A 25,721-nucleotide genomic window follows, 5' to 3' on the forward strand; every position below is an offset into this window, starting at 1 on the left:
ATCAGTTTAAAACCGACGACACCAGCAGTTGGGTATACGGATGGTGCGGATCATCCAGCACCCGATCCGTGAGCCCGCTCTCCACTACCCGCCCCTGCTTCATCACCAGCAGGCGATGCGCCAGCAGGCGGGCGACGCCGAGATCGTGGGTAACAATCACCACCGCCAGATTAAGATCGCGCACCAGCGTGCGCAGCAGATCGAGCAGGCGCGCCTGTACCGATACATCCAGTCCACCGGTCGGCTCATCCATAAACACCAGCCGTGGATGGGTCACCAGGTTGCGTGCAATCTGTAAACGCTGCTGCATGCCGCCGGAAAAGGTGGTCGGCAAATCATCCAGCCGCGCCACCGGGATCTCCACATCCTGTAACCACTGACTGGCGCGCTGGCGAATCTCGCCGTAATTACGCTCACCAATAGCCATCAGCCGTTCGCCAATATTGCCACCCGCAGTAACCTGCGGGCGTAAGCCATCCAGCGGATGCTGATGCACTACGCCCCACTCGGTGCGCAGTAAGCGGCGGCGATCGCTTTCGCTCAGGCTGTACAGTTCGCTGCCGCGATAGAGAATACTGCCGTGCTGCGGCGTCAGGCGGGCAGAAATCGCCTGCAGCAAAGTGGTTTTTCCCGAGCCGGATTCGCCGACAATTCCCAGCACTTCGCCGGGAAACAGCTCAAAAGAGACCTGCTCAAAACCCTTGCCCGGCGCGTAAAGATGCGTCAGATTGTTGACCGCAAGCAGCGGTTGTTCACTTTTCATCGCGGATTTCCTGCTGCTGGCGGCAATAGTCAGTATCGGAACAGACGAACATGCGCGTGCCGCTGTCATCCATAACCACTTCATCAAGATAGCTGTGATGTGAACCACACAGAGCGCAAGGCTCATCCCACTGCTGCACGCTGAACGGATGGTCGTCAAAATCGAGGCTTTCCACTTTACAAAACGGCGGCAGTGCATAAATACGCTTCTCACGCCCGGCACCAAATAGCTGAAGCGCTGGCATCATATGCATTTTCGGGTTGTCGAATTTTGGAATCGGCGAGGGGTCCATCACATAGCGATCGTTGACTTTTACCGGATAGGCATAGGTAGTAGCGATATGGCCATAGCGCGCGATATCTTCATACAGCTTTACCTGCATGATGCCGTACTCTTCCAGCGCGTGCATTTTGCGGGTTTCGGTTTCACGCGGCTCGATAAAGCGCAGCGGCTCGGGGATCGGCACCTGATAAATCAGTATCTGATCTTCCGCCAGCGGCGTTTCCGGGATGCGGTGGCGGGTCTGAATCAGCGTGGCGTCGACGGTGCGCTCGGTAGTCGCCGCGCCGCTAACGCGTCGGAAGAAGCGACGAATCGATACCGCGTTAGTGGTATCGTCGGCTCCCTGATCGATCACTTTCAGCACATCATGCTGGCCGATTATGCTGGCGGTAATCTGAATGCCGCCGGTGCCCCAGCCGTAAGGCATCGGCATTTCGCGGCCAGCAAACGGCACCTGAAAACCGGGTATCGCTACCGCTTTCAGAATGGCCCGACGAATAATTCGTTTGGTCTGCTCATCAAGATAACCGGGATTGTAACCGATCAACTCACTCATTGGTGTCGCCCTCCTGATACGCTTTGCGCAGCCGCTTTAACAGTTCCAGCTCGGCCTGGAAATCAACGTAGTGCGGTAATTTAAGGTGGGAGACAAAACCTGCCGCTTCGACGTTATCCGCGTGCGACAGCACAAACTCTTCATCCTGCGCCGGGCTGCTGATGCGCTCCTGATAGCGATCGCTTTGCAGCGCGCGATCGACCAGCGCCATCGCCATCGCCTTGCGCTCCGCACGTCCAAACACCAGACCATAGCCGCGAGTAAAATGTGGCGGCTCTGCTTCCGGCGCGGTAAAACCGTTTACCATTTCGCACTCGGTCAGCAGGATTTCACCAATCTCCAGCGGAAAACCCAGTTCTTCCGGCTCAATTTCTACCGTAACGTAGCCAGTACGAATCTCACCGGCGAACGGATGAGTGCGCCCATAGCCCCGTTGCGTCGAGTAACCCAGCGCCAGTAAAAATCCCTCATCGCCTCGCACCAGCTGCTGCAATCGTGCCGAACGGGGTGACGGATAGCCCGGCGGTTCACGGGTAATATCCAGCGGCTCGCTGCCATCATCCGTTTCCAGTGCCGCCAGGCCTTCGCGCGTCATCATGTCGAACATATGCGGACACTGTTGATCCAGCGGATGATCGGCGCGTGGCGCAGCCGCTGTGTTGCCCTCAGCCAGCAGCGCAAAATCAAGCAGACGGTGGGTATAATCATCAGTCGGGCCAAGCAGCTGACCACCCGGCAGATCTTTGTAAACCGCCGAGATACGCCGTTCAAGCCGCATATTGCCACTCTCCAGCGGCAGGCTGTTGGCCAGACGCGGTACGGTGGTGCGCCAGGCACGCAGCAGAAAAATCGCTTCGACCAGATCGCCACTGGCCTGCTTAATCGCCAACGCTGCCAGCTGCCGGTCATAGACGCCGCCTTCGGTCATCACCCGATCGACCGCCAGCCCGAGCTGCTGATCGATCTGCTGACAAGCCAGTTCAGGCTGCTGTGGGTCGCCACGCCGTAAATTTTCCTGTAGCTGATGGGCATTGGCGATCGCCTTTTCTCCGCCTTTTACTGCGACATACATCAGCACACCTCCACGTGTGTGGTGCGCGGCAAGGCCATCATCGCCTCGCCACAGGTGAAGATCAGGTCGATACCTTGCGGAAACACCTGCGCCCGCTGACGTAAAAACTTCAGCATTTTTTCCGGCAGTTGCGGCGCGATGGCGCGCGTCTCCATCAGGCCGGGCCCGCGCAGGCGCAGCGTCAGCCCGCCATTCAGCGACGGCACCTCAATAATTACCGTAGTGCTCTTTTCCGGCGACAGATTGTCGCCAGCAGCAAACTGCTGCGGATCGATATCTGAGCGGGCATGTAACAAGGCAAAGGGTGCCTGATGGCTGTCGGTCACCGCTGCTCCGGTGTGAAAACGCAGGTTAGACAGCAGCGTTTCATCGCACAGCGCACCATCCAGCCACAGCGGCGTCTCGCCATCGACCAGCGTCAGTAGCACCGCCGTCGCCGCCGGTGAAATCACGCCCCAGCCATGCTTCAGCGGCAGAGCCACCATCACGCCCGGTTCGCTCATGGCCTTCAGAATGCGGCGAAACGCGTACTGCGCGTCAGCAACCGGATGGTTAAAACTTGCCAGTAAAGTCATTCATTATCTCCGCGAACCAGGGTAAAGAAATCGACGCGGCTGCTGGCAATCTCACGCGAGCGCAGCTGTTGACGCTCAGCCCGTGCTGCCGCCAGCGGCGTAATCAGCTGTTGTTGCAGCAACTGATGCATTTCCTGCTGCTGCAATAGCGCATCAAGAAGCGCACAGCGTTCAGCGTGAGCTTTGTCGCGCCCGGCGATATAGCTGTAGCCGCAGGTGCCATCGGCGGTGCGCACCACTGCGCGCGTAATGGTCATATCCCCCAGTACAAAACGCTGGCCGGTCGCGCCCATTCGCGCCTGCAATCGGGTTAAGCCAGTTTCGGCCGGACGGATAACCTGATAGTCCGGTTGTAATTTCAGCGCCAGCCAGTGCTGTTCAAGCTGTTCTGGCTGGCTGTGTGCCAGCACGGATAACCAGTGCTGGCGGACTTTTAACGCTTCCATTTAGTGCTCCAGCGTCAGTTCAATCATATCGGCGCGCGTCAGGCTGACGGAGTATTCCGCCATCTCGCCGCTCGCCGTCTCGTTCAGCGTGCGTACGCACAACAGTGCAGCCTGCAAACTGGTTTCCAGCAGCTTGCTCTCTTTCGCCTGCGCGCGACGGGCGCTGATACGCGTCTGACGCCGCGTCAGTGAGTAATTGAGATGTTGTTGAATAAATTCATGCAGCGAGCCGCTGTGGAACTGCTGTAACTGCGGCCACCAGTTAAGATGAGGAATAAAATGGTTAATCAGGCAGATTGGCACGCCGTTAACCCGACGCAGCGTGCGCAAATGAATCACGTTTTCACCCTCCTGACAGGCCAGTGCCGCAGCCACATCACGGCTGGCCGGACGCAGCACCGCCAGCAGACGTTCACTGGTGGGATGGCTGCCCTGCTCCATCAGGTTCTGGCTGAAGCGCATCTGCGAGTGCAGTGGATAATCCCAGGGACGCATCAGCACCAGGATACCGACACCGTGACGGCGCTGTAGCAATCCCTTATTAACCAGCTCATCTACTGCCCGCCGCAGGGTATGGCGGTTAACTGCAAATCGTGTCGCCAGTTGCTGTTCCGATGGCAGATAGTCACCGCAGCGATAGCCGATGCGTAGCTCCTCTTCAAGCTGAGCGGCGACCGCCTGATAAACAGTGGTCGGATGTCTGGACAAGTTCATCATTTGCATAACCTCCGTAACACGAAGCTGATGAAATCCGGGGATCGGAAATCAATGCTGGCCATCGGTTCTGGCGTGCCATTACCTTGACGCGATGATGTTACAGAGAGGTTAACGAGAGATGGCGTGCAGATGAATTTATCAATACCGGCCAGAGCAGGCGCTGGCTGCCGTGACTGTCAACATTGACTCCTTGCGCCATTTGGCTATTATTTACTATGTCAACTGGCAGCAACGAGATACGTAATGAAAACCTATACCCCACCAGCCAAAAGAGATAAACCGACCAGTTTATGGGTCGCGGCGAATTTACCGGATGCTTCTGGTCCGGAGCTACGCGGCCTGATGTCTCGCGGCCTGAACATTGGTGTGATTGATAATATCCGCGATATCGTCGGCTTTAAAAAAGAGGATTTCCTCACCACGCTGGGGCTGAGTGCGCGCAGCATTGCACGACGCAAAGAGCGCCTGTCGCCGGGCGAAAGTGAATCGATTACTCGCTACGTTACGGCTTTTGATCTGGCGCTGGCGATGTTCGGCAACGACTATCATAAAACCATCAGCTGGATGGATACTCCAGCCAGAGTGCTCGGCGGTGAAACGCCAAACCAGGCGATGAAAACTGAAACCGGTGCCCGCGACGTGATGAGCCTGATTGAAGGCATCAAACATGGCGTAGTGATGTGATTTTATATCGGTTTTGCCAGAAACAATGGATAGCTACCGCCTGGAGCGGCGTCGGTGCGGTAAACAACAGCGTCGCGCGCTGGAATAACCCCGGAACGCCGATGGTTTATCTCGCCAGTTCGGTATCGCTGGCGATGCTGGAGATTCTGGTTCATGTACAGGATGAGTCGATTCTTTCGCTGTATCAGTTGATGAGTATTGAAGTGCCGGATGCACTGATTGTTAAGCTTAACCCCGACGATATGCCGAAAAACTGGCGCGCCGAAGTGCCAGGCCGTGAAACCAAAGAGATTGGCAGTGACTGGTTTGATGGCGGCTCCAGTATCGCAATGATGGTGCCGTCAGCAATTGTGCCGATGGAATACAATGTGTTACTCAATAATGAACATCCCGATTTCGCTGCCTGCCTGCAATCGGTAAAAATGCTGAACTTTTCCTTTGATGCGCGTTTAATGTAAAAACAAAGCCATGAACGCTTGCACGAATATGCTCTGTTGATCAGTAAGAAACCAATAAGCCAGGAGTGGTTAACTCCCCTGCCTTATTCGAGTTTCTCCATCCTTTCGGGCGTCCGGTCAGTTGCTTGATGGCAACGATAATCTGCAATGCAACGTGAATTATCTTCAACGCCACAAGGACTGCCGTCAGGCTTATCGCCCGGCTGTCTCCCTCTGCAGGTGAGCGCCACAGGCATAAATAGCTTTGCTTTGCCTGTAGCCAACAACATGTTGTTATAATCAGACTCCACTGCCGGTTTAAGAGAAAAAATGGACGATCAATCTGCTAAAACGGTTAAAGCCCTGTATGAAAGGCACAGTGCTGCCTTTGCTAAGCTGCGGCCAACAAACCTGTTTGAACAAGCCTGGCTGGACAGGTTTATCAGCAATATCAAGCCAAAAGGTCATATTCTGGATATCGGCTGTGGTAATGCAACACCGATTGCAGAGTATCTGATTAGCCAGGGATTTAATCTTACCGGCGTTGACTCATCCCCATCGATGATAGCCCGATGCAAAGAGAAATTTCCTGAGCAAAGTTGGTTTGTTGCGGATATGCGCGAACTGAATCTGGGCAGAAAATTTGATGGGATGATTGCCTGGGACAGTTTTTTCCATCTTCCCCGCGTTGATCAGCGCCAGATGTTCAGCGTTTTTGCTGCTCACGCTCAGGAAAGGGCGGCCCTGCTGTTCAACAGCGGCCCCGATGATGGCGAAGCCATCGGACAATTTGCAGGTGAGCCGCTTTATCACGCCAGTCTGGCAGTGGATGAATATCAGTTAATAATGCGAAATTCCGGCTTCGGGGTAATCCAGCATAGTGTTGAGGATCCTCACTGTGGTGGCCGCACGGTTTGGCTTGCCGTAAAACACCGATAAATATGAGGTAAATGATGATAACGCCAGGCGATTCTCAGACAGATAAACCCACTCTGCATCTTTTATGTGGGAAAATTGCGTCAGGCAAATCCACCTTGTCTACAGAGCTGGCAACCCTTCCCGATACCATAGTGGTTGCTGAAGATCGGTGGCTAAAGGCACTCTATGCTGACGAAATGCAGTCAGTCGCTGATTATGTTCGCTGCTCGGCAAAACTGAGAAGTGCGATGAAGCCGCACCTGATCTCAATACTCACCGCAGGCGTATCCGTGGTGCTGGATTTTCCGGCAAATACTCTGGCAAACCGTGAATGGATGATGAGTGTTATCTCCGAATCAGGTGCCAATAATTGCCTGCATTACCTCAACGTATCAGATGAAATATGTAAATCCCGCCTGCGGGCCCGCAATCAGGCAGGCGCACATGACTTTTCTGCAACGGATGAGCAGTTTGAGCTGATAACCCGTTATTTTCATGCGCCAGCGGCAGATGAGGGATTTAATATTATTGAGTACAGCTAAATGATAATCGGGTATTTTATTACCCGGCCTCATCAGCCCATTGCCTGACTCATCAGGCCAAATACCTGCGCGCCGTCCGCAACTTGCTGCCACGCAGTTCCTTTAACCATTATCGTCGGTGCATCCACGACAACTAATCCCTGCGCGCTCAGCCAGTCGCCCAGACCGGATGCTGCATCGCTATCCATACGCACAAACTGGCCGGTTAAGTTACTGAGTAACTGGCTGACTAACAGGATTGCCTGCGGTAAATTAGCGGCGATCACCGGTCCGATGGCGTAACCGTGGCCGAAGCGACGAACGCTGGCGAATCCGCTGATATCGCCATCCTGTTCCAGCACCAGCACCCGTTCGGCGCTGCTGATTAATTCGGCGATAAGCTGTGGCCGGTACTGACCGTGCGCCTGATGATCGAGGGTGGTCAGTGATTCGACGTCACCAACTTGCGCAGCGCGTAGCTGCTGTCCGGCGGCGGGCAGTACAGCGGTAACCGCAGCCAGTTCGCGGCATTGATGCTGCTGAACCTGGCCCATAGTCACAAAACCCAGTTTCTTATACAGCCCCTTGCCCGCCTCGGTGGCGTGCAAACGCACATTGCTGCCAGCCAGTTTATCCAGCATCGCCAGCAAAAGCCGTTTACCCACCCCCTGCCCCTGGGCAGCATCGGCGACAATCACCAGCCCGAGCGTGGCGTAGTCGCTGCCCCAGCGCCAGCACAGCGCAGTGCCGATTAGCTCACCATCCCGCTCTACGGCCATCCCTTCTCCCAGCTGCAACGCCTGCTGCCAGTCGTCCCGGCGATGTGGCCATTTTAACTGCTGAGTCAGGATAAATGCCTGGTCAAGATCGCCTTCATGTAATGGCCGAAGTTTAATGTTCATCGTCTCTCCTTACATCATGCCTGGTGCATCAAGACCCGCGCCATCCACCAGTCGCGAGTAACGATAGGGTGAAGGGTCGACAATCGGTGGCTGATTCATGATTAAATCCGCAGCCAGACGCCCTGCCCCTGGCCCGATACCAAAACCGTGTCCGCTGTAGCCCGCCGAGATCACTAACCCCGGCATTTGTGGCACGGTTGAGATCACCGGAATCGCATCCGGTGCGCTGTCGATCGTCCCGCCCCACGCCTGCACCATGCGAATATTGCTCAGCGCCGGATACTCTTTACGCATGGCATCGATACCCTCCTGCACCAGCGCTAAATCAGCTTGCGGATCGAGAATGCGCACTTTTTCAAACGGTGAAATACGATCAAACTGCCAGCGTGCCAGCGCCTCCGGCCCGCGTAAAAACGGCTCCAGCCCCAGATGCACGGTAAGATTTTTGCGCCGTGCTTTAAACGTAGGCCAGAACTGTCGCGCATAACGCAAGCCCTGCACGCCCGGCTCCAGTCGGCCACGTCCGGATACTGATACCGTATAGCTACCATCAAGCTGCGGACGGCAGGCAAAAGCCGGGGTATACAGCGGCATTGAAATCGCCTGTTCAATGGGTGCGGTGCGAAACGCCGTACCAATTACATTACCCAGTGGCAGCTCGATGCCGTGCCGACGACAAAACATTGATGTCCAGGCGCCACCGGCGCAAATCACGCTGGCGGTTTTAATCAATCCTCGCTCGGTCCACACCCCGCTGACCCGGCCAGCGGAAATATCCAGCCCACGCACCGCACACTGTTGAATTACGCTGGCACCGAGGCGCTGCGCGGCAATCGCTAAACCCGGCGCCGCCAGTGCCGGTTCAGCATGACCATCCGTCGGTGACGAAACGCCGCCAAGCCAGTCTGTAGTGCTACCCGGCGTCATCGCTTTAGCCTGCTCAGCGGTCAGGATATCGCTGCGCACCCCATAGCTCTTAGCCATTTTTCCCCAGTTATCCCAGGCATCGATCTCACCTCGATCGCGTGTGGCATACACCAGCCCGCTACGACGAAAGCCCAGCTCTTCGCCGGTCTCCTCGCCAAGCTGCTCCCAGCGGCGCAAAGCATAAATAATCAGCGGCAGTTCACGCTCATCGCGATTCTGCTGACGGCACCAGCCCCAGTTACGGCTGGACTGCTCACCACCAATCAGCCCTTTTTCCAGCAGCACAACCTGGACACCTTGTTTAGCCAGCTCATAAGCTGCAGAGACACCCGCAATCCCGCCGCCGATCACTACCACCTCAGCGGATTGCGGAAAATGGGTACTGTCCTGTACATATCGAATCGGTGCCGGCATGGCGTGTGTTACCTCGTAATCTAATGTTTAGCGTGCTTAGCAAAATTGACCGGCAACATGATATGACTTTTTGACTGTTTATCGCCAGCGCAACGCTTCGCAGCGTCACCATGAGCAAGAATTTAGCGGGGAAAGGGAATATGCAGCGTAATCACCGGGTGACGGAACGCCACCCGCAGGACAGGGAGATTAAATCTGAAAATCAATCACTGGGGCTTCTTCATCTTCTAATGACAATGCCTGGCGTTTAATCTCTTCCAGCGACAGGTTAGCATTACATAACTCAAGGAATTGCCAGACATAATTGCGTTGCAGCTGACCGCGTTTCAACCCGAGCCAGACGGTATTGGATTCAAACAGGTGTTTCGCTTCCAGCCGCGTCAGTTTTGAATGCTGATCCAGCTGGCAGGCCTGATCGGCCAGCACACCAACGCCAAGACCCAGCTCAACATACGTTTTCACCACGTCAGAATCCTGCGCACTCAGCACGATATCCGATTTCAGACCTGCGGCGTGAAATGCACAGTCAACGCGCGAACGGCCGGTAATTCCCTGACGATAAGTAATTAACGGATAGCGACTCAGCGCCGCCAGCGTAACCGGCTGCTGTTGCTCCAGCTCATGGCCTTGCGGCACCAGTAAGGCATGATGCCAGCTGAACCAGGGAAATGCCGCCAGCGCCGGGTTATTGACCACCTGCTCGCTGGCAATGCCAACGTCCGCCTCACCGGCCACCAGCATCGCCACAATTTCCTGTGGCGAGCCCTGATTCAGCTCCAGACGGACATTAGGATAGAGCGCGCGAAAAGCTTTGATGACTCGCGGCAGGCTGTAGCGGGCCTGAGTGTGGGTGGTGGCAATGGTCAGCACGCCGCTGGACTCATTGGTAAACACATCCGCCAGACGACGCACTTTACCCGCTTCATCGAGAATACGCTCTGCAATGGTCAGTAACGCTTTACCGGGTTCGGTCATGCCTAACAGGCGCTTACCGCGACGAATAAAGATTTCGACGCCCAGCTCATCTTCCAGATCGCGTATATGTCGGCTGACGCCAGACTGTGAGGTGAACAGCGCATTAGCGACTTCGGTGAGGTTGAATTCGCAACGGGCGGCTTCTTTGATAATTTTAAGTTGCTGGAAATTCACGCGCTTTTCCCCTCTGTTATTTGTAAAGTTGCCTTTATGTTAAGGAGGCAAATTGATAGCAACAAATAATAAAAAAGGGTTTCTTATGCGATTTAGTGATAAGACTGAAGGCGCATCCCTGCGCATCCTGATGATTACAAGGAATTTTATTAGCTGACTAACATTAGGCTGCGGTCGGTAATCGCGGGTTTATTCAGCAATGACAGCAGAATATTTTTCACCGCCTGCGCCGAAGGCGACAACGGCAAACGAGCGGAGATGTTCAGCGACAGCGGCAGATTCAGCGACGGACTATTAATCCGCGCCATCCACGCATTGGTGGCGCTGACCAGCGCACGCGCCGCCGATTCAGGAAGCACCGTCACGCCCATGCCGCTGGATATCGCCGCACTCAGCGTAGCGATAGATTCAATTTCGCCGATAATACGCGCGCTGAGCCGACGTAATGAAAATGCTTCATCAACCCGTTTGCGTACCGCGCTGTAGTCGCGTGGCAGAAACAGATTCATTTGCGCGACGTCAGTCAGATCGATGGAGGCTCCCGGGCAAGGCGTTGCGCCCACCAGATAAAGCTCCTCTTTCATTAGCGGCATACTGGTGATACCCGCAGTTGGCGCACGATCGTAAAGTACTGCCATATCCAGTTGACCATTCAAGACTTTTTCGTTCAGTGATGTGCCACTGTTCTCGTGCAAATACACCAGCACGTCAGGGAACTGCTCACGCACGGTTTGTAACAGCGGCATCGTCAGCGAGGACGCTGCCGTGCCGGGTGCCAGTCCGATGGAAACTTGCCCGTTCAGAGCCTGGCCGGCGTTGATCACCGCAGTTTGCGCCTGCTCACACTGGCGCAAAATAGTGCATGCATGAGCATAAAGAATTTTGCCCGCCTCGGTCGGCGTCACGCCGCGCTTGGTACGGATCAGTAACTGCTGGTCAAGTTCATTTTCAAGCGTCGCCACCTGCTGACTCAGCGCAGGCTGTGCAATATGTAACACTTCTGCCGCCTGTGTCAGGCTGCCGATATCGACGATTTTCACAAAGTATTTTAGTCGTCTTAAGTTCATTATGCCCCCGTTGCGAATCTCTGAATGCCAGACTTCGGCCGTTGAAAACAGATTGCAATTTGCAGGCCAGTTTTTTTCACGACAATGCTAAGAGAAAAGCGGATGCCGCTAACCAGCGGTTAAATAAGAGAAACTGATTACCCCGAAAGAGGTAATCAGTTTCAATAATAAGGCTCAGGTCAGAGCAGCGTAACGGGAAGCACCTTTATGGTGCAGAAAATGCGTTGGTGATGTGCAATTTGATAATAAGCCAGCCAAATTATCGTTTCTTACGGTTACGGTGCATATCAATGGACACTGCGGCCACAATAATGATGCCTTTAATTATATCCTGCACATAGGCATCAACACCGACAAAGGTAAAACCACTCTTAATCAGGCCGAGGATCACCGCACCGATAAGCGTGCCGGTAATGCGTCCGACGCCGCCCATCAGGCTGCTACCGCCAATAACGGCTGCGGCGATAGCGTCGAGTTCATAGGACATGCCCATGCTCGACTGACCACTGCTGACGCGTGCTGCCAGCACTACACCGGCCAGGCCTGCCAGTCCACCGGCAATGGTATAAACGATCACCAGATACTTATTAACGTTAATGCCGGACACTTTGGCGGAAGTCATATTGCCGCCGATGGCATACACATATTTACCGTAGCGGGTATGTTTCAGCGCAATGTGGAATATCACTGCAACCACCAGAAAAATGATCACCGGCATCGCGCCCTGTCCGATGGCGGTAAAACCATCAGAAAGGAAACTGATTGGGTTCCCCTGCGTATAATATTGCGCCAGGCCACGAGCCGAGACCATCATCCCCAGGGTGGCAATAAAAGGGGGAATACCGGTTTTAGTAATTAAAACGCCGTTGCACAGGCCACATATCAGTCCGACGCCTATCCCGGCGACAATCGGTATCACCGCTGGCAGGTTTACCAGAGAAGGAAACATCGGCGACAGGCTGTCTGAAGTCTGAGCCAGACTGGCCGCGACCACCGCACTCAGCGCGATCAGCGAGCCGGAAGAGAGGTCAATGCCGGTGGTAATAATCACCTGCGTTACCCCGACGGCGATAATACCGATAATCGCCACCTGCAGCACAATCAATACCAGCCGGTTAGGATTCATCAAAAAAGACTGGTCACGCACATACCAACCGGCGATTTCAAAAATCAGTGCAATACCGACCATAACCAAAAAGATGCCGGTGTCTTTCGGCATTTTGTTTTTTAAATTGCCGAACAGCGAATCGCGTTCCGTCGGCTGCTGCTGAGAGCTGACTTTTACGTTACTCATAATTTTTCCTCGCGCCTCACTCGGATGCCAGCGACATAATGGTTTCCTGATCGGCATCCTCTTTATCGAGAATGCCGGTTATACGACCTTCATGCATCACCATTACCCGGTCGCTCATGCCAAGAATTTCCGGCAGCTCAGACGACACCATAATGATGGCGACACCGCGGTTCGCCAGTTCACTGATCAGACGGTAAATCTCTGCTTTGGCACCAACATCAATGCCGCGTGTTGGCTCATCGAGAATCAAAATTTTCGGTTGCGCCAGCAGCCAGCGCGCAATCAGCACTTTCTGCTGATTGCCGCCGCTAAGGTTATTAATAATTTGATCCATGGTGGGGGTTTTAATATTGAGCCGACGAATCTGCTCCATACAATCTTTCGCCATCTGCACGTGGCTGACAAAACCGCCTTTGGCGCTGTATTCCGGCATATTGACGATGCTCATGTTCTCCATCACCGACAACACCAGAAACAGCCCTGATTTTTTGCGATCTTCGGTCAGAAATGCCAGCCCTTTTTCAATCGCTACCGAGGGGGAGCTGATTTTAGTCGGCACGCCGTCAATCAGCACTTCACCGCTGTCGAATGAGGTCATACCAAACAGGCTTTCCATCACTTCGCTGCGTCCAGCACCGACCAGCCCGGCGACGCCAAGGATCTCGCCGCGCCGTACACCAAAGCTGATATCGTGAAACTTATCTTTCTGCGTCAGGTTGCGCACCGTCAGCACTTCTTCCCCAATATCGTTATTGAATTTCGGGAATAGCTGGGTAAGTTCACGCCCGACCATTTGGGTAATCAGCGACTGACGCGTATAGCTGGCGGTCTGTTCGCTCGCCACCCAGCTTCCGTCACGAAATACGCTGACTTCATCGGTAATGGCAAAAATCTCATCCATTTTATGGCTGATATAGATAATGGCTTTGCCCTGCGTACGCAGGTCGCGAATAATGGTAAACAGATGAGCGACTTCACCTTCAGTCAGCGCAGAGGTCGGCTCATCCATAATCACAATATCGGCATTCCACGACACCGCTTTGGCGATTTCCACCATCTGCTGCGCAGCGATACTCAAATCACCCACCATCTGATCGGCTTTCAGACGTATATTCAGTTTAGTCAGCAGATCCTGGGTAATTTTGTTGAGCTTGGCATGGTCGACAAAACCGTATTTCATCGGCTCACGGCCTAACCAGATATTCTCCGCTACCGTCATGTGCGGCACCAGATTCAGCTCCTGGTGGATCATTGAGATGCCTGAACGCAGCGCGTCCAGGGTATCTGCAAACTGCACCGGTTCCCCTTTAATGCGAATCACGCCGTCATCGGGACGGTAAATCCCGATGAGGCATTTCATTAAAGTGGACTTACCCGCGCCGTTCTCACCCATCAGAGCATGAACCGTTCCTGGCTTAACGCGTAAAGACACCTTATTCAGTGCTTTTACACCCGGGAAAAACTTGCTGATGCCTTCGGCTTCAAGCGCATAAGCGGCCATACATCACCTCCGTACCACTGGGTCAGGAACGATTATTTAACATTGCGACTGGAAAATTCGGCGTAGTTATCTTTGGTGATCAGCTGATAAGGGATCATTACGTTGGTTTCGACTTTTTCACCCTTAACCAGTTTGATTGCCGTTTGCACCGCGCCTTCGCCCTGCCCTTTTGCATCCTGGAACACGGTCGCGATCATTTTGCCGTTTTTGATCATCTGTAACGCATCAGGCGTGCCGTCAACACCGGCAATCAATACGTTGCTGCTGTTTTTTCCCAGTGCCTGTAAGGCACCAATCGCCATTTCATCGTTATTGGAAGCAATCGCATTAATTTCATCGCCCGCCGTCATCCAGTTACTGACCACATCCACGGCGTCATTACGCATAAATTTGGCAGTCTGTTTCTGCACGATTTTGATATCAGGATATTTTGCCGCCACCGCTTCAACCCCTTTGGTGCGATCGCGGGTCGCTTCATTCGCCAGATCGCCGAGCAGAATAGCGACATTACCTTTACCATTCATCGCCTTCGCCAGCGCTTCCATCTGCAGGCGACCCGCCAGTTCGGAATCAGAACCGACATAAGCCATTTTGCTGGTCAGCTCGGCCTGCGGACGTCGGTTAACAAAAACCAGTGGAATACCGGCTTTGGTCGCCTGGTCCATAATCGGTTTTACCGCATTGGTATCCACCGGGTTGACGATAATCGCGTCAACGCCCTGACCAATAAAGTTCTGCACCTGTTGCAGCTGCTGGGCAACATCGCCTTTAGCATCTTCAACCTGGCCCTTAACCCCGTCTTTTTGCATCTCTTTCTGCATCGCCGTTCTGACGATGGTCAGGAAATTATCGTCAAACAGCGCCATTGATACGCCAACCTGAATATCTTTGGCATAGGCGGCAGCTGGCAACATACAGGCTAACATCGACGTCACGATCGCTTTTTTAAAGTTCATCAGGTAACCCTTTTTAATCGTTAACATGCGAAGGTTGGCTGGACCACGAATGAAAAATATCTTTTACATTCACTCAACGTCACCGTCGGATTTATTTGTAGTCAGAGGTCAGATACTTCGTTACTGCTGTTTGTGATACTGGTCACTCCCATCAATCAATCTACTGATTAGTAATGAGTTAATTTCAAACCATTGTTTCATTTTCGTTAGGCGAAAATCCCTGCCAGACGAAATAGTTCATTTGTTTCATAATTAACTGGTTTGAAATTTTCATCATGAAAGCATTGAAACGCATGTTTTAAAATGGCTAAACAACAAAAATTTGACACACCTCTAACATCTGTCGCGAATTCACCTGAAAGTGAGATCCAGCTCTGCAGATTACATTTCCTGCACATCAGTCGGAAAATCAGCAATTCGCTGTTTTTGCCAGCAAACGCACCGAAAAGAGCCATCAGACCTTTGACATCCAGGCAACGCATCGTTAATATTCGCTCCGTTCCAACAATTCCTCTGTAGTTCAGTCGGTAGAACGGCGGACTGTTAATCCGTATGTCACTGGTTCGAGTCCAGTCAGAGGAGCCATATTCGAGAAGCCCGCTCAGGGAAACCTGAGCGGGCTTTTTGCTGTTGCGTTTACCACGCACAAATAACTGATTTACGGGCTTGTAGCCCTTGACGCTGGCGTCGCCACGCCATTTCGGTAATCACCAGGCTTACGGCCGCCAGTGTAGCGGGGCCGGGGCTGGAGCGATGGCGACAAAGATTCTCTGGCTAGTCGGGGAAAGGATGCGTGCAAACATCAGCGCCAACACCACGTCTTTACGCGGTACACGCGCAAAATTTCTTGGCCATGCGCTGCGCATACTTGAAGAAACCGACAGTGATCACAACGCAATGCATTCTTCGACGGAAGTCCTGCGGGAAGATTAAAATAAGCCTGGCGCCGAATCCTGATTTATTAAGTGACAGAGTTAACGTTTTTTCAGAAACACAGCGAGGTTGAACTTGAGTTCGACTTTTCGGACAGATGTTTTTATCCGCCGTTTCGATTGGACATCATCTTGATAAAGGGAATCTCTGCCCCTACTCACCGACCAACTGATTGATGCCAGTACATCTATTTATGCGGTGTGCCCTTATGCCCATCGTTATTTATTATCTTAACGCCTGTTGCCCGCCCATCTTAAGAAGCTGGAATTTTGCGTAAAGACGAGGGAGTGCAACATCCCGCAGGTGACCACACGCAGCCACCGAAGGTGATTAAAGCAGCGGTTTGGCTCTGACCAGTCAGATTTTGCCGCTTCTGTAAGCAAACGCACTAAAAAGGTGAAATCCGGCTTTGACATCCGTGCCGGGCATCGCTAATATTCGCCTCGTTCACACGATTCCTCTGTAGTTCAGTCGGTAGAACGGCGGACTGTTAATCCGTATGTCACTGGTTCGAGTCCAGTCAGAGGAGCCATATTTAAAGAAGGAGACGTCCACGGGCGTCTCCTTTTTGCATTTCTGTCAGTTGGTTATCCCTCTTCAGTCGTTCACCCTCGTTCACTAAAAACCACTCGAAGCCATATCATTGATGGCAAAAATTCTGGTAATACTGGTTCGATGTCCCTTATATCAACAAGCGAGGGGGTGTTTTCATGTCACTGACTGATATTAAAGCAAAAATGCAGAACCCCTTGAGAAGGAATACAAGCTAACTGATGGCTTTGGTATGTTCCTTCGCGTTACCCCGAAGGGTTCCAAATACTGGAAAAAGGCTTAACGCTTCGAAGGGAAGCAAAAAATCTTCTCTAGTTCGCTTTCCAGCCATTGCTGGTTTTAACAAGATTCATGGCACCATCAGCAGGTTCATTGTTAACGAACTAACTGTTCATGGCAGGATTGAAAGCAAAAGAGATCCTACTCAGAAACGGATCACAAATGATCCACAAACAGCCTATTTAACCAATTGATAGAATTGAATTATTTTTGAAGTTCGTCATATCGTTTAAATCGATCTATAAAAAAACAAATGATATCCATATGCTATAAAACATAATTTATCAATCGATTAAAGTAATTAAAACACCGATCAACCTTTCGCGTTCAATCGCCTATAACTATCAATAACATTATATTAATCTTTTATATCAATTAATTGTGAGCGACGATTCGCCACAGTTGGCGTGCTTTGATTGGATGTTCGAAGGGATAAGGAATGAAGCAGCACATGAGGTATGTTGTGCTGCCTAATTAAATCAGCATTAAATGCTATTTGACTTTACGTCCTTCAGCATAGGCTTTACGGGCTTCGTTCAAACTCATGACATTAGCCCCACCACCATAACTTGGATCTTCTTCTTGAACAGGATCATCTTCCCAATTGCAAACCGGACAAATTTCATAGCTCCCAACTTTCGAAAACTCATATTTATGGCAACAAGGGCATAAATATACTGAACAATTAATTATTTCATCCAATTGCTTTTTTAATTTTCGATATTAGTTCATCTTTATCCCATCCCACACTATATTTAGCCTCGGGAGCCTCCCAACAACTATTAGCTATTCGATTAATAATAAATTCGCCATTCGTTTCAAACGCGGGATACCAACCAACATCAACAATAACCCCAGACTTAAATGATAATTGTAATAAATCCTCATCTAAGACCATTATCTGTGATTCTATACCTTGCGAAAAATCAATAGCCGACAGCTCGTCAAATATATTTATGAGCTCAAGATCGAAATCGGTCCCTAGAATATTGTATTTCTTCATCATTTCAAAAGTTTCCTTGCTACGTTAGCATCTATTGGGTGAGAGTGTATCGTATCTTGCGACTCCTTTGCCACAACCCACGAGGTTTCCTTACCTTTATAAGCTCCTTGAACAGTATCAAACTCTTTTACCTTCCAATTTTGACCATTTGTAGTCGGTGTTCCTGCTTCCCATACATCATGGTCAATACTTGCATACCAACCTTAAAATCCATCGCATTTACAGATAGTAGGTATATAGTGGGTCTTATTTTATTTCATATAATAAATTTACTAAGTAAACAGGTAAGTTGTCGTGGTAGAACAGTTAAACATTGTTCTACCATCTGCTTATCGCTTAACTGCATCAATAAAAATTTACATGATTTTCATGCTGCTTTACCTTCCAAATATTCAAGAAACAACTTTACTTCATCAACCGTTGTATACCACTCAGATACTTTCTCCCCATCTGAATAAGCATCATATTCCCCAGCATAGTCATTTAACTTATAAATGGAAAAACCTTGTATCTCACCAGCAAAAATCATTTTATTTTGAATAATAACTTGTGCATCCTTATAATAAATAACCCAAGAAAATATAAAATTAACTGTTTCTGGGTTATACATAGATACAGCCAAAACTGAATGATCGCCTCTTTTTATACCTTGTTCTATAGTCTCAATCCAGCTCTCTTGATATTGCTTAATATTCCAATATGTTAATGGTATTTGCATTCCTTCTTCAAAATCACCAATGATTATTTTAGCTGGCAAAACTACTTCATCAAATGCAGATTGAATAGCTTTACTTTCTGTAAAAATACCAAACATATCATCACCCCTTTATTCTATTTAAATCTTTGTCATATGTTCCTAAACGAACGCCTTTTTTACTGATTTTTTTCCAACCATAAGATACGTTATGTCCATCAACATCAGGAGTTATATAATCTTTTCCATTAAAGAACGCTGGCTGTCCGTGGGAGTTAAATGGCACTTTATCCGCTGAAATCCGGCGGTCATAACCAAGCTTTCTAGCCGCTTCCGCTGCTTCTTTACCTTTAAGAACAGAACTAAGATATACATAAATCGGTGGAATATTCGGCAACGGCAGAATAAGAATATAATCCGCAAATCCCTTCTCTTCCGGTACCGGGCTGGTTGTGGCCTCAATCCCGGTGTCTTCCGGCAGCGGATCAACAACTACCGGGTTCGGTATCCTTACAGGATTCTGGTTACCTGTATTTGAAGGAACATTGACACCTGAACTGTCTGGCGTCCAGATAATGGTAATACGCGGATCTTCCTCTGTGGTGAACGTATAAGCTTTTCGGCTGCTGTCCCACTCCATTTTGCGCACACGCACCCTATCTTTACCGGGTGGAGTATGCCAGCCATGAGGAACCGGATTACCTTTATCATCTTGTTCCCATGTATAACGCACACGGCTTGGCGCTTCACGCATCTGTTCCAGACGTATCCGGTCAATAAAGTCCTGTTCACCGTCGTTCAGTCTTCCGGGCATCATTCCCACCACAACTGCTGCAATGGGAGCACCGGGGCCGCTGGCTGCGACCCTTCCAAGTCCTGTAGCCATCTCACCAAGTTTTACTGCCCATGTTCCTGTTGTAATGGCTTTTCCACCCACCAGCCCAAGCACACTGGCTCCTTCAACCGCCATCTGAGCGTTAGCAGCACTTGTGGCTGCTGCTGTTGCACGCTGGTATTCGACCTCCTCATGATTACCGAACCACCATTTATACAGGGCGCTTCGCTTTTTCGGCTTTGGAATATCTTCTGCAGCTTTCTTTTTCCTGGCTGTCTGAGCGTGCTGGACAACATCATTATCTGATACAGGATCAGCAGGGGGAACGGCCTGATAAAATGCCATCACAGCGAAATTGGTATGAGGTTCCTGATCTTCTCCGGCATCATTACAGCCCTCACCCCGCAGGCAGGATTTGGCGAACACACGATTGCGGTCACGTGCTTCAGCAAGTTGTTTGGCTTTTTCTTCTTCTGCGGCCTTACGTTCAGCACCCCATGCTGCAAGGGCTGCAATGGAAGGATCCGGGCCTCTACCAACCCATTGTCCGGCAGGCGCAATAATCCAGTTCGACCCGGAAGGGCAACCGCAGTGCACAATTGATCCGTCTACCGCCGCTATTTTTCCATTATTGGTATCACGGGGTTCACCGGATACGATAACCCCAACCTCACCACATTTGGGGCATCGGGTAGTTTTATCACCAACACGGACAACCCTTCGTCCGTGCTCGATATCATTGGACATTGAGGCGATACATTCAGCACCCGAGGCTGTTTTATCCCCCTCCAGTGCCGTGCCTCGCCCATAACAGGTAGAACGATTTCCCATTACGCCACCTCGCTGGATGGCAGGAAATCTTCTGGCATCGTTTCTCCTTCACGCCCGACAATCATTGGCCCATGGCACAAAGTGCTGATAATCTCATCACCGTTATCCAGACGGCTACCAACGAGCGCCACACTGCGGGCATTGACTTCACTTCTCTTACCCGCTCCCGTTATAATTTTCGCAGTTCTGCCATCCGCATAAACAACCTCATCACCTTGCAGTGCAACATTCAATTTTGTTCCATCTGAAAGTTCGATCTGATTTCCATTCCAGGAGGCATGAACCGTTCCGCCCTCCCTGGTGTGGCTACCCTCCACAGCAATACGGTACAGGGCCGTAACAGGATGCTGGCGGCAATATTCCTGCTGTCCGGCGATAAGCGCACGCGCCTGATCATTCATCCCGGCCAGTTGTTCCGCCGTAAACGGTGATTGCTCCATTGTTGACAGCAGTTCCGATGTCAGTTCGTTGGTATATTGACGTCTCATTCCCTTTTCCTTGTCATTTCCATGGTCTAACTGATGCAATTCTAACCGATTTGTGATTTAACTTAAAAGAGATGGTTGTCATAGAGTTATAAAATCAATATCAAAACGGCAGTGATGGTATATTCAGATTAAAGCATAAAATATTCTACTGTAGCTTCACTAATCCGGCTGAATTCAAATACCCAGCGTTTGTAACTGTTTTACTGTCTGCTGCTTGTCCAAATCGCCATTGGTCCTTTTTTTATATTATATAAACATTCTAAGATAATAAATATTAACTAATGGACATAAATTATATTCCAATAATGAAATCCAGTAATGATAAAGTTGTGGATTAAATTAAATGAAATAGCTTCATTTATAAAATCGCAGAAGAAATACAGTTTTTAAAACAGAAAAGATAAAATAACGATTAAGCTAACAAAGCTCAGATTTAAATTTCGACATCGTATAGACTCACGCTTTTATCGATAAACTGGAAAGCCCGGATGAAGGATGTCTGGCGCGGAATACGTGATAATGATCTGTATTTATAAATCGATCCCAGCCAGATGGGCCAAATTCGAGAGCCTCACTCAGCGAAACCTGAGCGGGATTTTTGCTTTTCCATGCATCTGCCATCGCCGGCCCGCGCGACTGTTGCCCCGCTAAATGTAATTTTCTTTCTCGATCTTCAGCCGACAACTCCAATTGGTAAGTACAGTTTATGCAACTGGTTTACCATTGCCAGATTGTGTCATACCGCCATCAACGATACCCTAGCCCTAAATACTATCAGGATGTCCCTTCATGCCAGCCAAGAGAAAGAACGATCCGGAAGGACTTAAAAAACGCATTGTTGCCGGAGCACTGAAAACCTTTGCTGAATTTGGTATGCAGGGCGCACGGCTGGAACAGATTGCAGAACAGGCCGAAACCACCAAGCGGATGGTGGTTTATCACTTTGGCAGCAAGGAAAACCTCTATATCGAGGTGCTTGAGCATGTCTATCAGCAAATTCGTCAGCATGAAACCAGCCTGAACCTGTCAGCACTGGCGCCAGAAGAAGCGATGACCAAGCTGGTGGAAGAGAGCTTTGACTATCATGCTACTCATCCCGATTTTATTCGTCTGGTATGCAGCGAGAACCTGTTACGTGGCCGCTATATCAGCCAGTCTGAACGCATACAGTCCCTGAATAAGAGTGCGGTAGATGTGCTTGAGGATATTCTTAACCGTGGGCGCGCGGCAGGTTTATTCCGCGACGATCTGGAAACCATTGATGTGCACCGCCTGCTGAGTAGCATTTGCGTTCACCATGTCTCTAATCACTATACCTTCAGCACTCTGTTTACTCGTGACAGAAGCGATGCCGATATCGCCGCTCGTAACCGCCAGTTGGCCGTAACCGCCACCCTGCGTTATATTCGTCACGACTGATTACTGCGACAAATACTGCTTTCCGCACCACACTTTGCCAGTTGCGTCACAGTTATCACTGCCGGGCAATTAATCTCTTTGACTTTCAGTTGCCGCAAAATATACAACTAAATCCAGGCGTGTAACTGGTTATCCAGGCAAGACCTGAAGCTCTCTCTTGAAAAAGGGGGCTTCAGGTCTTTTTTTTTGGGGCGGCAGGAGAGTCGTGACATGAATCATCTTCAGACAGCAAAGGAAATTATTGATCTGGTCGGCGGTACTGACAATATCGATCATATCGAGCATTGCTCCACCCGACTGCGGCTGACCCTTCGTGATCATTCGCGGATAAATCAATCCGCGCTGGAAAAGGTGCCGGGCGTACTGGGCGTCAGAATTAATGCCCAGTGCCAGGTCATTATTGGCAGTGAGGTGATTGGCGTTTATCAGGCGGTGAGAAGCATCACTGACGGCCAACCCAAAAGTGCCAGCAGTGCTCCGGCTCGCATCAGCCGAATGTCACTTATCATTGATTTTATCATTAGCGTATTTCAGCCACTGGTGCCGGCAATTGCGGGTGGCGGCGTACTGAAATCAATGCTGTTACTGCTTGATCTGATGGGCTGGTTAAGCCGCGACAGCTCGACCTATAAAGTGCTGGATAATATCGGCTCTGCCCCACTCTATTTTTTACCGATTCTGGTAGCGATTACCACCGCGATGAAATTAAAGGTCAACATTCTGGTCGCGGTGTCAGCGGTTTCGGTAATGGTATTACCGGCGATGTCGAAGCAACTTGCTGAAGGCGCTGAATTCCTTGCGCTGGACCTGAAAAATATCGCCTACGCCTCTCAGGTATTTCCGGCAATTTTATGCGTTCTTTTCTACGCGCAAACCGAGAAGTTTTTTAATCGCTACTCTCCCGGCGCACTGCGTATTTTCCTGTCACCGATGCTCTCATTATTGGTAACCGTACCGGTTACCCTACTGTTCCTTGGTCCGCTGGGCTATGAAGTCGGTGCCGGTCTGGCAACGGTAATTCTCTGGCTGTATGGCAAGCTTGGTTTTGTTGCCACCGCACTGCTGGCAGGCGTGCTGCCTTTTATGGTGGCCGCCGGGATGCATAAACCGATGATTCCATACGCCGTTGCGTCGATGGGGCAATTTGGTCGCGAGATGTTATATCTGCCGGCTTCGCTGGCGCACAACATTGCCGAAGCGGGCACCTGTCTGGCCATTGCGCTGAGAACCAAAGATAAAGTATTAAAATCCACCGCCCTCTCCTCCGGCATCTCAGCGCTGTGCGGCATTACTGAACCCGCGCTGTATGGCGTTACGCTGTTGCATAAAAAAGCGCTGTACGCGGTGATTACCGGCAGCGTTATTGGCGGTGCTTTTATCGGCTGGATGACAGTCGAGGCGTTTGCGCTGGTCGGTCCCGGCCTGGCCAGTATTTCACTGTTTGTTTCACCGGATAATAAATGGAATATCGTCTGGGCCTTCGCCGCGGCCGGCGTCGCCTTTAGCGTCTCGTTCTTTATTACCTTATTTATCTGGCGTGAAGATCAGCAGGCCACCCCCGCCGACACTCTGCAAGCCACGCCAGAACTGCGCTTTAACAGCCCCGCTGAAGGTCAGGTAATTCCACTTGAACAGGTCAATGATGAGGTTTTCTCCACCCGCATTATGGGCGATGGCATGGCGATTCGGCCGGTAAAAGGTGCGCTGTATGCACCGGCAAACGGAGTGATCAGCAACGTTTTCGATACCGGTCATGCACTTAGCATGTTAACTGACGGCGGCGTCGAGCTGATTTTCCATATCGGCATCGACACGATAAAAATGAATGGCAGCGGTTTTGCGCCGCAGGTCAGCGCACTGCAACAGGTAAAAACCGGCGATCTGCTGGTGAAATTTGACCTTGAAGCGATTATCGCCGCCGGTTATGACCCGGTCATTATGATGGTGGTCACTAACAGCGAACGTTTCAGCGTCTCAACTGAAATTCCCCGACTCAGTATCAATCATCATCACAACATCATGACGTTAAAGGAGTCTGTATGACGGACACGCAATCTGGCTTTCCTGAAAACTTTTTATGGGGTGGCGCTATCGCCGCCAACCAGGCTGAAGGCGCATGGAACCTGGATGGAAAAGGACCTTCGGTCGCGGATGCAATCACCTATAAAGCTAATTTAGACCTGACTAACTATGAGGGTCATATGGCGCTCAGCGATCAGAATGTTGCTGATGCGCTGAATGGCCACAATGATGCGTTCTATCCAAAACGGCGCGGCATCGATTTCTATCATCGTTATAAAGAAGATCTGGCGCTGTTTGCCGAGATGGGCTGTAAAGTGTTGCGCGTATCGATTGCCTGGGCGCGCATCTTCCCAACCGGTGAAGATGCTGAGCCGAATGAGGCCGGGCTGCAGTTTTATGAAGATCTGTTTAGCGAGATGCGCAAACATCAGATTGAACCGCTGGTGACGCTTTCCCATTACGAAATGCCGCTGGTACTGAGTGAAAAATACAACGGTTGGGTCCATCGCAATGTTGTCGATGCGTTTGTCCGTTACAGCAATGTTTGCTTTGATCGTTATAAACATCTGGTGCGTTACTGGCTGACGTTTAATGAAATCGACAGTATTCATCGCCATCCATTTACCACTGCCGGTATTCGTGAGGAAAAAAGCGCGCCGGGACGGGAAATCAGCGATGTTTATCAGGGGCTGCATCATCAGTTCGTCGCTTCAGCGCTGGTGACGCGCGACTGTCATGCAAAAATTCCCGGTAGCCAGGTCGGCTGTATGCTGACCAAACTGACCACCTACCCGCGCACCTGCCATCCGGCCGATGTTGAGGCCACGCTGAAGAAGAATCTTGAGAACTATTTTTATACCGATGTGCAGGTTCTTGGTGCTTATCCGCCACTGATTAAACGCGATCTGGAATTACGCGGCATTCAGATTGAGATGCAGCCGGGTGACCTGGATATCCTGCGCCAGCACACCGTAGATTTCCTGTCGTTCAGTTACTACATGTCGCTGACGGAATCCACCCAGCCCGACGCCGAGCGCATCGCCGGTAATACCGTCCTGGGCGTAAAAAACCCGTATCTGCCGGCATCAGAATGGGGTTGGCAAATCGATCCGGTCGGTCTGAAAATTTCACTGCTGGAACTGTACGATCGCTATCAGAAACCGTTGTTTATTGTCGAAAACGGTCTGGGTTCGAAAGATATTGTTGAGGACGGCAAAATTCATGACGGCTATCGCATTGACTATTTCCGCTCACACTTTGAACAGATGGCGCAAGCAGTCAATGAAGGCGTTGAGTTGATGGGATATACCAGTTGGGGAACCATCGATATTATCAGTGCCGGCACCTCACAAATGACTAAAAGATATGGATTTATTTATGTCGATCAGGATGATGACGGTAATGGCTCACTGGCGCGCCTGAGAAAAGATTCGTTCTTTTGGTATCAGAAAGTCATCGCCAGCAATGGCCGCGACCTCGACTGA

The 25,721-nt window shown here is 50.8% G+C and carries 27 protein-coding genes, 2 tRNA genes and 1 pseudogene; 11 read left to right on the plus strand and 19 right to left on the minus strand.

The window, feature by feature from the left end; all coding sequences use genetic code 11:
- Nucleotide 1: 1 nt before the first annotated feature.
- From phnK to phnF, 6 genes are read right to left on the minus strand one after another with little or no spacing between them, the layout of a single operon-like run.
- Nucleotides 2–763: a phosphonate C-P lyase system protein PhnK gene (gene phnK, locus RIN69_RS14435; protein ID WP_313852625.1), complete on the minus strand. Its 762-nt coding sequence runs from the start codon at nucleotides 761–763 to the stop codon at nucleotides 2–4.
- Nucleotides 753–1,601 (minus strand): alpha-D-ribose 1-methylphosphonate 5-phosphate C-P-lyase PhnJ, encoded by an 849-nt coding sequence (locus RIN69_RS14440; RefSeq protein WP_313852626.1) that lies wholly within the window; start codon nucleotides 1,599–1,601, stop codon nucleotides 753–755. The genes phnK and RIN69_RS14440 overlap by 11 nt, the downstream gene beginning before the upstream one ends.
- Entirely contained in the window at nucleotides 1,594–2,673 is a 1,080-nt protein-coding gene (locus tag RIN69_RS14445; RefSeq protein WP_313852627.1) for a carbon-phosphorus lyase complex subunit PhnI, read from the minus strand. Before RIN69_RS14445 ends, RIN69_RS14440 begins: the two co-directional genes overlap by 8 nt.
- On the minus strand, nucleotides 2,673–3,248 hold the full coding sequence (phnH, locus tag RIN69_RS14450) for a phosphonate C-P lyase system protein PhnH (RefSeq protein ID WP_313852628.1): 576 nt from the start codon (nucleotides 3,246–3,248) through the stop codon (nucleotides 2,673–2,675). The genes RIN69_RS14445 and phnH overlap by 1 nt, the downstream gene beginning before the upstream one ends.
- Nucleotides 3,245–3,694, minus strand: coding sequence for a phosphonate C-P lyase system protein PhnG (phnG, locus tag RIN69_RS14455; RefSeq protein WP_313852630.1), 450 nt, complete (start codon nucleotides 3,692–3,694; stop codon nucleotides 3,245–3,247). The genes phnH and phnG overlap by 4 nt, the downstream gene beginning before the upstream one ends.
- Nucleotides 3,695–4,408 (minus strand): phosphonate metabolism transcriptional regulator PhnF, encoded by a 714-nt coding sequence (gene phnF, locus RIN69_RS14460; protein WP_313857751.1) that lies wholly within the window; start codon nucleotides 4,406–4,408, stop codon nucleotides 3,695–3,697.
- A gap of 246 nt (nucleotides 4,409–4,654) precedes the next feature.
- On the opposite strand from phnF, the gene RIN69_RS14465 reads away from it, so the two are divergent.
- The 4 genes from RIN69_RS14465 to RIN69_RS14480 all read left to right on the plus strand — a co-directional run bounded on the left by RIN69_RS14465 (nucleotide 4,655) and on the right by RIN69_RS14480 (nucleotide 6,992).
- The gene (locus RIN69_RS14465; RefSeq protein WP_313852632.1) at nucleotides 4,655–5,095 is read left to right on the plus strand and encodes an antitoxin Xre/MbcA/ParS toxin-binding domain-containing protein; all 441 of its coding nucleotides are present in this window, start codon (nucleotides 4,655–4,657) and stop codon (nucleotides 5,093–5,095) included.
- Nucleotides 5,092–5,553, plus strand: coding sequence for an RES family NAD+ phosphorylase (locus tag RIN69_RS14470; protein WP_313852633.1), 462 nt, complete (start codon nucleotides 5,092–5,094; stop codon nucleotides 5,551–5,553). The genes RIN69_RS14465 and RIN69_RS14470 overlap by 4 nt, the downstream gene beginning before the upstream one ends.
- 309 nt (nucleotides 5,554–5,862) lie before the next feature.
- Complete coding sequence (locus tag RIN69_RS14475; RefSeq protein ID WP_313852635.1) at nucleotides 5,863–6,471, plus strand: class I SAM-dependent methyltransferase; 609 nt, start codon at nucleotides 5,863–5,865, stop codon at nucleotides 6,469–6,471.
- A 14-nt stretch (nucleotides 6,472–6,485) separates the two neighbouring features.
- Nucleotides 6,486–6,992: an AAA family ATPase gene (locus RIN69_RS14480; RefSeq protein WP_313857752.1), complete on the plus strand. Its 507-nt coding sequence runs from the start codon at nucleotides 6,486–6,488 to the stop codon at nucleotides 6,990–6,992.
- Between the two features lie 32 nt (nucleotides 6,993–7,024).
- Here RIN69_RS14480 and RIN69_RS14485 read toward each other — a convergent pair whose 3' ends face one another.
- The 8 genes from RIN69_RS14485 to RIN69_RS14520 all read right to left on the minus strand — a co-directional run bounded on the left by RIN69_RS14485 (nucleotide 7,025) and on the right by RIN69_RS14520 (nucleotide 15,636).
- Complete coding sequence (locus RIN69_RS14485; protein WP_313852637.1) at nucleotides 7,025–7,873, minus strand: GNAT family N-acetyltransferase; 849 nt, start codon at nucleotides 7,871–7,873, stop codon at nucleotides 7,025–7,027.
- A 9-nt stretch (nucleotides 7,874–7,882) separates the two neighbouring features.
- Nucleotides 7,883–9,214 (minus strand): NAD(P)/FAD-dependent oxidoreductase, encoded by a 1,332-nt coding sequence (locus tag RIN69_RS14490; RefSeq protein ID WP_313852639.1) that lies wholly within the window; start codon nucleotides 9,212–9,214, stop codon nucleotides 7,883–7,885.
- A gap of 189 nt (nucleotides 9,215–9,403) precedes the next feature.
- Nucleotides 9,404–10,363 (minus strand): HTH-type transcriptional regulator Cbl, encoded by a 960-nt coding sequence (gene cbl / locus RIN69_RS14495; protein WP_313852641.1) that lies wholly within the window; start codon nucleotides 10,361–10,363, stop codon nucleotides 9,404–9,406.
- A gap of 149 nt (nucleotides 10,364–10,512) precedes the next feature.
- Nucleotides 10,513–11,430, minus strand: coding sequence for a nitrogen assimilation transcriptional regulator NAC (nac, locus tag RIN69_RS14500; RefSeq protein WP_313852643.1), 918 nt, complete (start codon nucleotides 11,428–11,430; stop codon nucleotides 10,513–10,515).
- 259 nt (nucleotides 11,431–11,689) lie between these two features.
- Nucleotides 11,690–12,724 (minus strand): ABC transporter permease, encoded by a 1,035-nt coding sequence (locus RIN69_RS14505; protein ID WP_313852645.1) that lies wholly within the window; start codon nucleotides 12,722–12,724, stop codon nucleotides 11,690–11,692.
- A gap of 16 nt (nucleotides 12,725–12,740) precedes the next feature.
- A complete protein-coding gene (locus tag RIN69_RS14510) occupies nucleotides 12,741–14,225 on the minus strand; it encodes a sugar ABC transporter ATP-binding protein (protein WP_313852647.1) in 1,485 nt (494 codons plus the stop codon).
- 32 nt (nucleotides 14,226–14,257) lie between these two features.
- Nucleotides 14,258–15,181 carry a sugar ABC transporter substrate-binding protein gene (locus tag RIN69_RS14515; protein ID WP_313852648.1) on the minus strand — a complete coding sequence of 308 codons (924 nt, stop codon included), beginning with the start codon at nucleotides 15,179–15,181 and terminating at the stop codon, nucleotides 14,258–14,260.
- Between the two features lie 206 nt (nucleotides 15,182–15,387).
- A complete protein-coding gene (locus RIN69_RS14520; protein WP_313852650.1) occupies nucleotides 15,388–15,636 on the minus strand; it encodes a hypothetical protein in 249 nt (82 codons plus the stop codon).
- Between the two features lie 54 nt (nucleotides 15,637–15,690).
- Between RIN69_RS14520 and RIN69_RS14525 the strand changes: the two genes are divergently transcribed.
- The 4 genes and pseudogenes from RIN69_RS14525 to RIN69_RS14540 all read left to right on the plus strand — a co-directional run.
- Nucleotides 15,691–15,766 (plus strand) — tRNA-Asn (locus tag RIN69_RS14525).
- 168 nt (nucleotides 15,767–15,934) lie between these two features.
- Nucleotides 15,935–16,114, plus strand: coding sequence for a hypothetical protein (locus RIN69_RS14530; protein ID WP_313852651.1), 180 nt, complete (start codon nucleotides 15,935–15,937; stop codon nucleotides 16,112–16,114).
- A gap of 456 nt (nucleotides 16,115–16,570) precedes the next feature.
- Nucleotides 16,571–16,646: transfer RNA gene (locus RIN69_RS14535), tRNA-Asn, on the plus strand.
- A 178-nt stretch (nucleotides 16,647–16,824) separates the two neighbouring features.
- A pseudogene (locus RIN69_RS14540) lies at nucleotides 16,825–16,946 on the plus strand (Arm DNA-binding domain-containing protein); the annotation flags it as partial.
- A 491-nt stretch (nucleotides 16,947–17,437) separates the two neighbouring features.
- Here RIN69_RS14540 and RIN69_RS14545 read toward each other — a convergent pair.
- From RIN69_RS14545 to RIN69_RS14565, 5 genes are all read right to left on the minus strand, one after another.
- A complete protein-coding gene (locus RIN69_RS14545; RefSeq protein ID WP_390902385.1) occupies nucleotides 17,438–17,647 on the minus strand; it encodes a CPCC family cysteine-rich protein in 210 nt (69 codons plus the stop codon).
- Nucleotides 17,640–17,951, minus strand: a complete 312-nt coding sequence (locus RIN69_RS14550; RefSeq protein WP_313852652.1) for a hypothetical protein — start codon at nucleotides 17,949–17,951, stop codon at nucleotides 17,640–17,642. The genes RIN69_RS14545 and RIN69_RS14550 overlap by 8 nt, the downstream gene beginning before the upstream one ends.
- 364 nt (nucleotides 17,952–18,315) lie before the next feature.
- Entirely contained in the window at nucleotides 18,316–18,762 is a 447-nt protein-coding gene (locus RIN69_RS14555) for a hypothetical protein (protein ID WP_313852653.1), read from the minus strand.
- Between the two features lie 4 nt (nucleotides 18,763–18,766).
- Complete coding sequence (locus tag RIN69_RS14560; RefSeq protein WP_313852654.1) at nucleotides 18,767–20,308, minus strand: S-type pyocin domain-containing protein; 1,542 nt, start codon at nucleotides 20,306–20,308, stop codon at nucleotides 18,767–18,769.
- Nucleotides 20,308–20,796 carry a hypothetical protein gene (locus tag RIN69_RS14565; RefSeq protein ID WP_313852655.1) on the minus strand — a complete coding sequence of 163 codons (489 nt, stop codon included), beginning with the start codon at nucleotides 20,794–20,796 and terminating at the stop codon, nucleotides 20,308–20,310. The genes RIN69_RS14560 and RIN69_RS14565 overlap by 1 nt, the downstream gene beginning before the upstream one ends.
- A 789-nt stretch (nucleotides 20,797–21,585) precedes the next feature.
- Between RIN69_RS14565 and RIN69_RS14570 the strand changes: the two genes are divergently transcribed.
- From RIN69_RS14570 to RIN69_RS14580, 3 genes are all read left to right on the plus strand, one after another.
- The gene (locus RIN69_RS14570; protein WP_313852657.1) at nucleotides 21,586–22,215 is read left to right on the plus strand and encodes a TetR/AcrR family transcriptional regulator; all 630 of its coding nucleotides are present in this window, start codon (nucleotides 21,586–21,588) and stop codon (nucleotides 22,213–22,215) included.
- Nucleotides 22,216–22,425: 210 nt separating this feature from the next.
- Entirely contained in the window at nucleotides 22,426–24,258 is a 1,833-nt protein-coding gene (locus RIN69_RS14575) for a beta-glucoside-specific PTS transporter subunit IIABC (protein ID WP_313852658.1), read from the plus strand.
- On the plus strand, nucleotides 24,255–25,721 hold the full coding sequence (locus RIN69_RS14580) for a glycoside hydrolase family 1 protein (RefSeq protein ID WP_313852659.1): 1,467 nt from the start codon (nucleotides 24,255–24,257) through the stop codon (nucleotides 25,719–25,721). The genes RIN69_RS14575 and RIN69_RS14580 overlap by 4 nt, the downstream gene beginning before the upstream one ends.

Origin of the sequence: Winslowiella toletana (genome assembly GCF_032164335.1) — a bacterium.
Lineage (GTDB): Bacteria > Pseudomonadota > Gammaproteobacteria > Enterobacterales > Enterobacteriaceae > Erwinia > Erwinia toletana_A.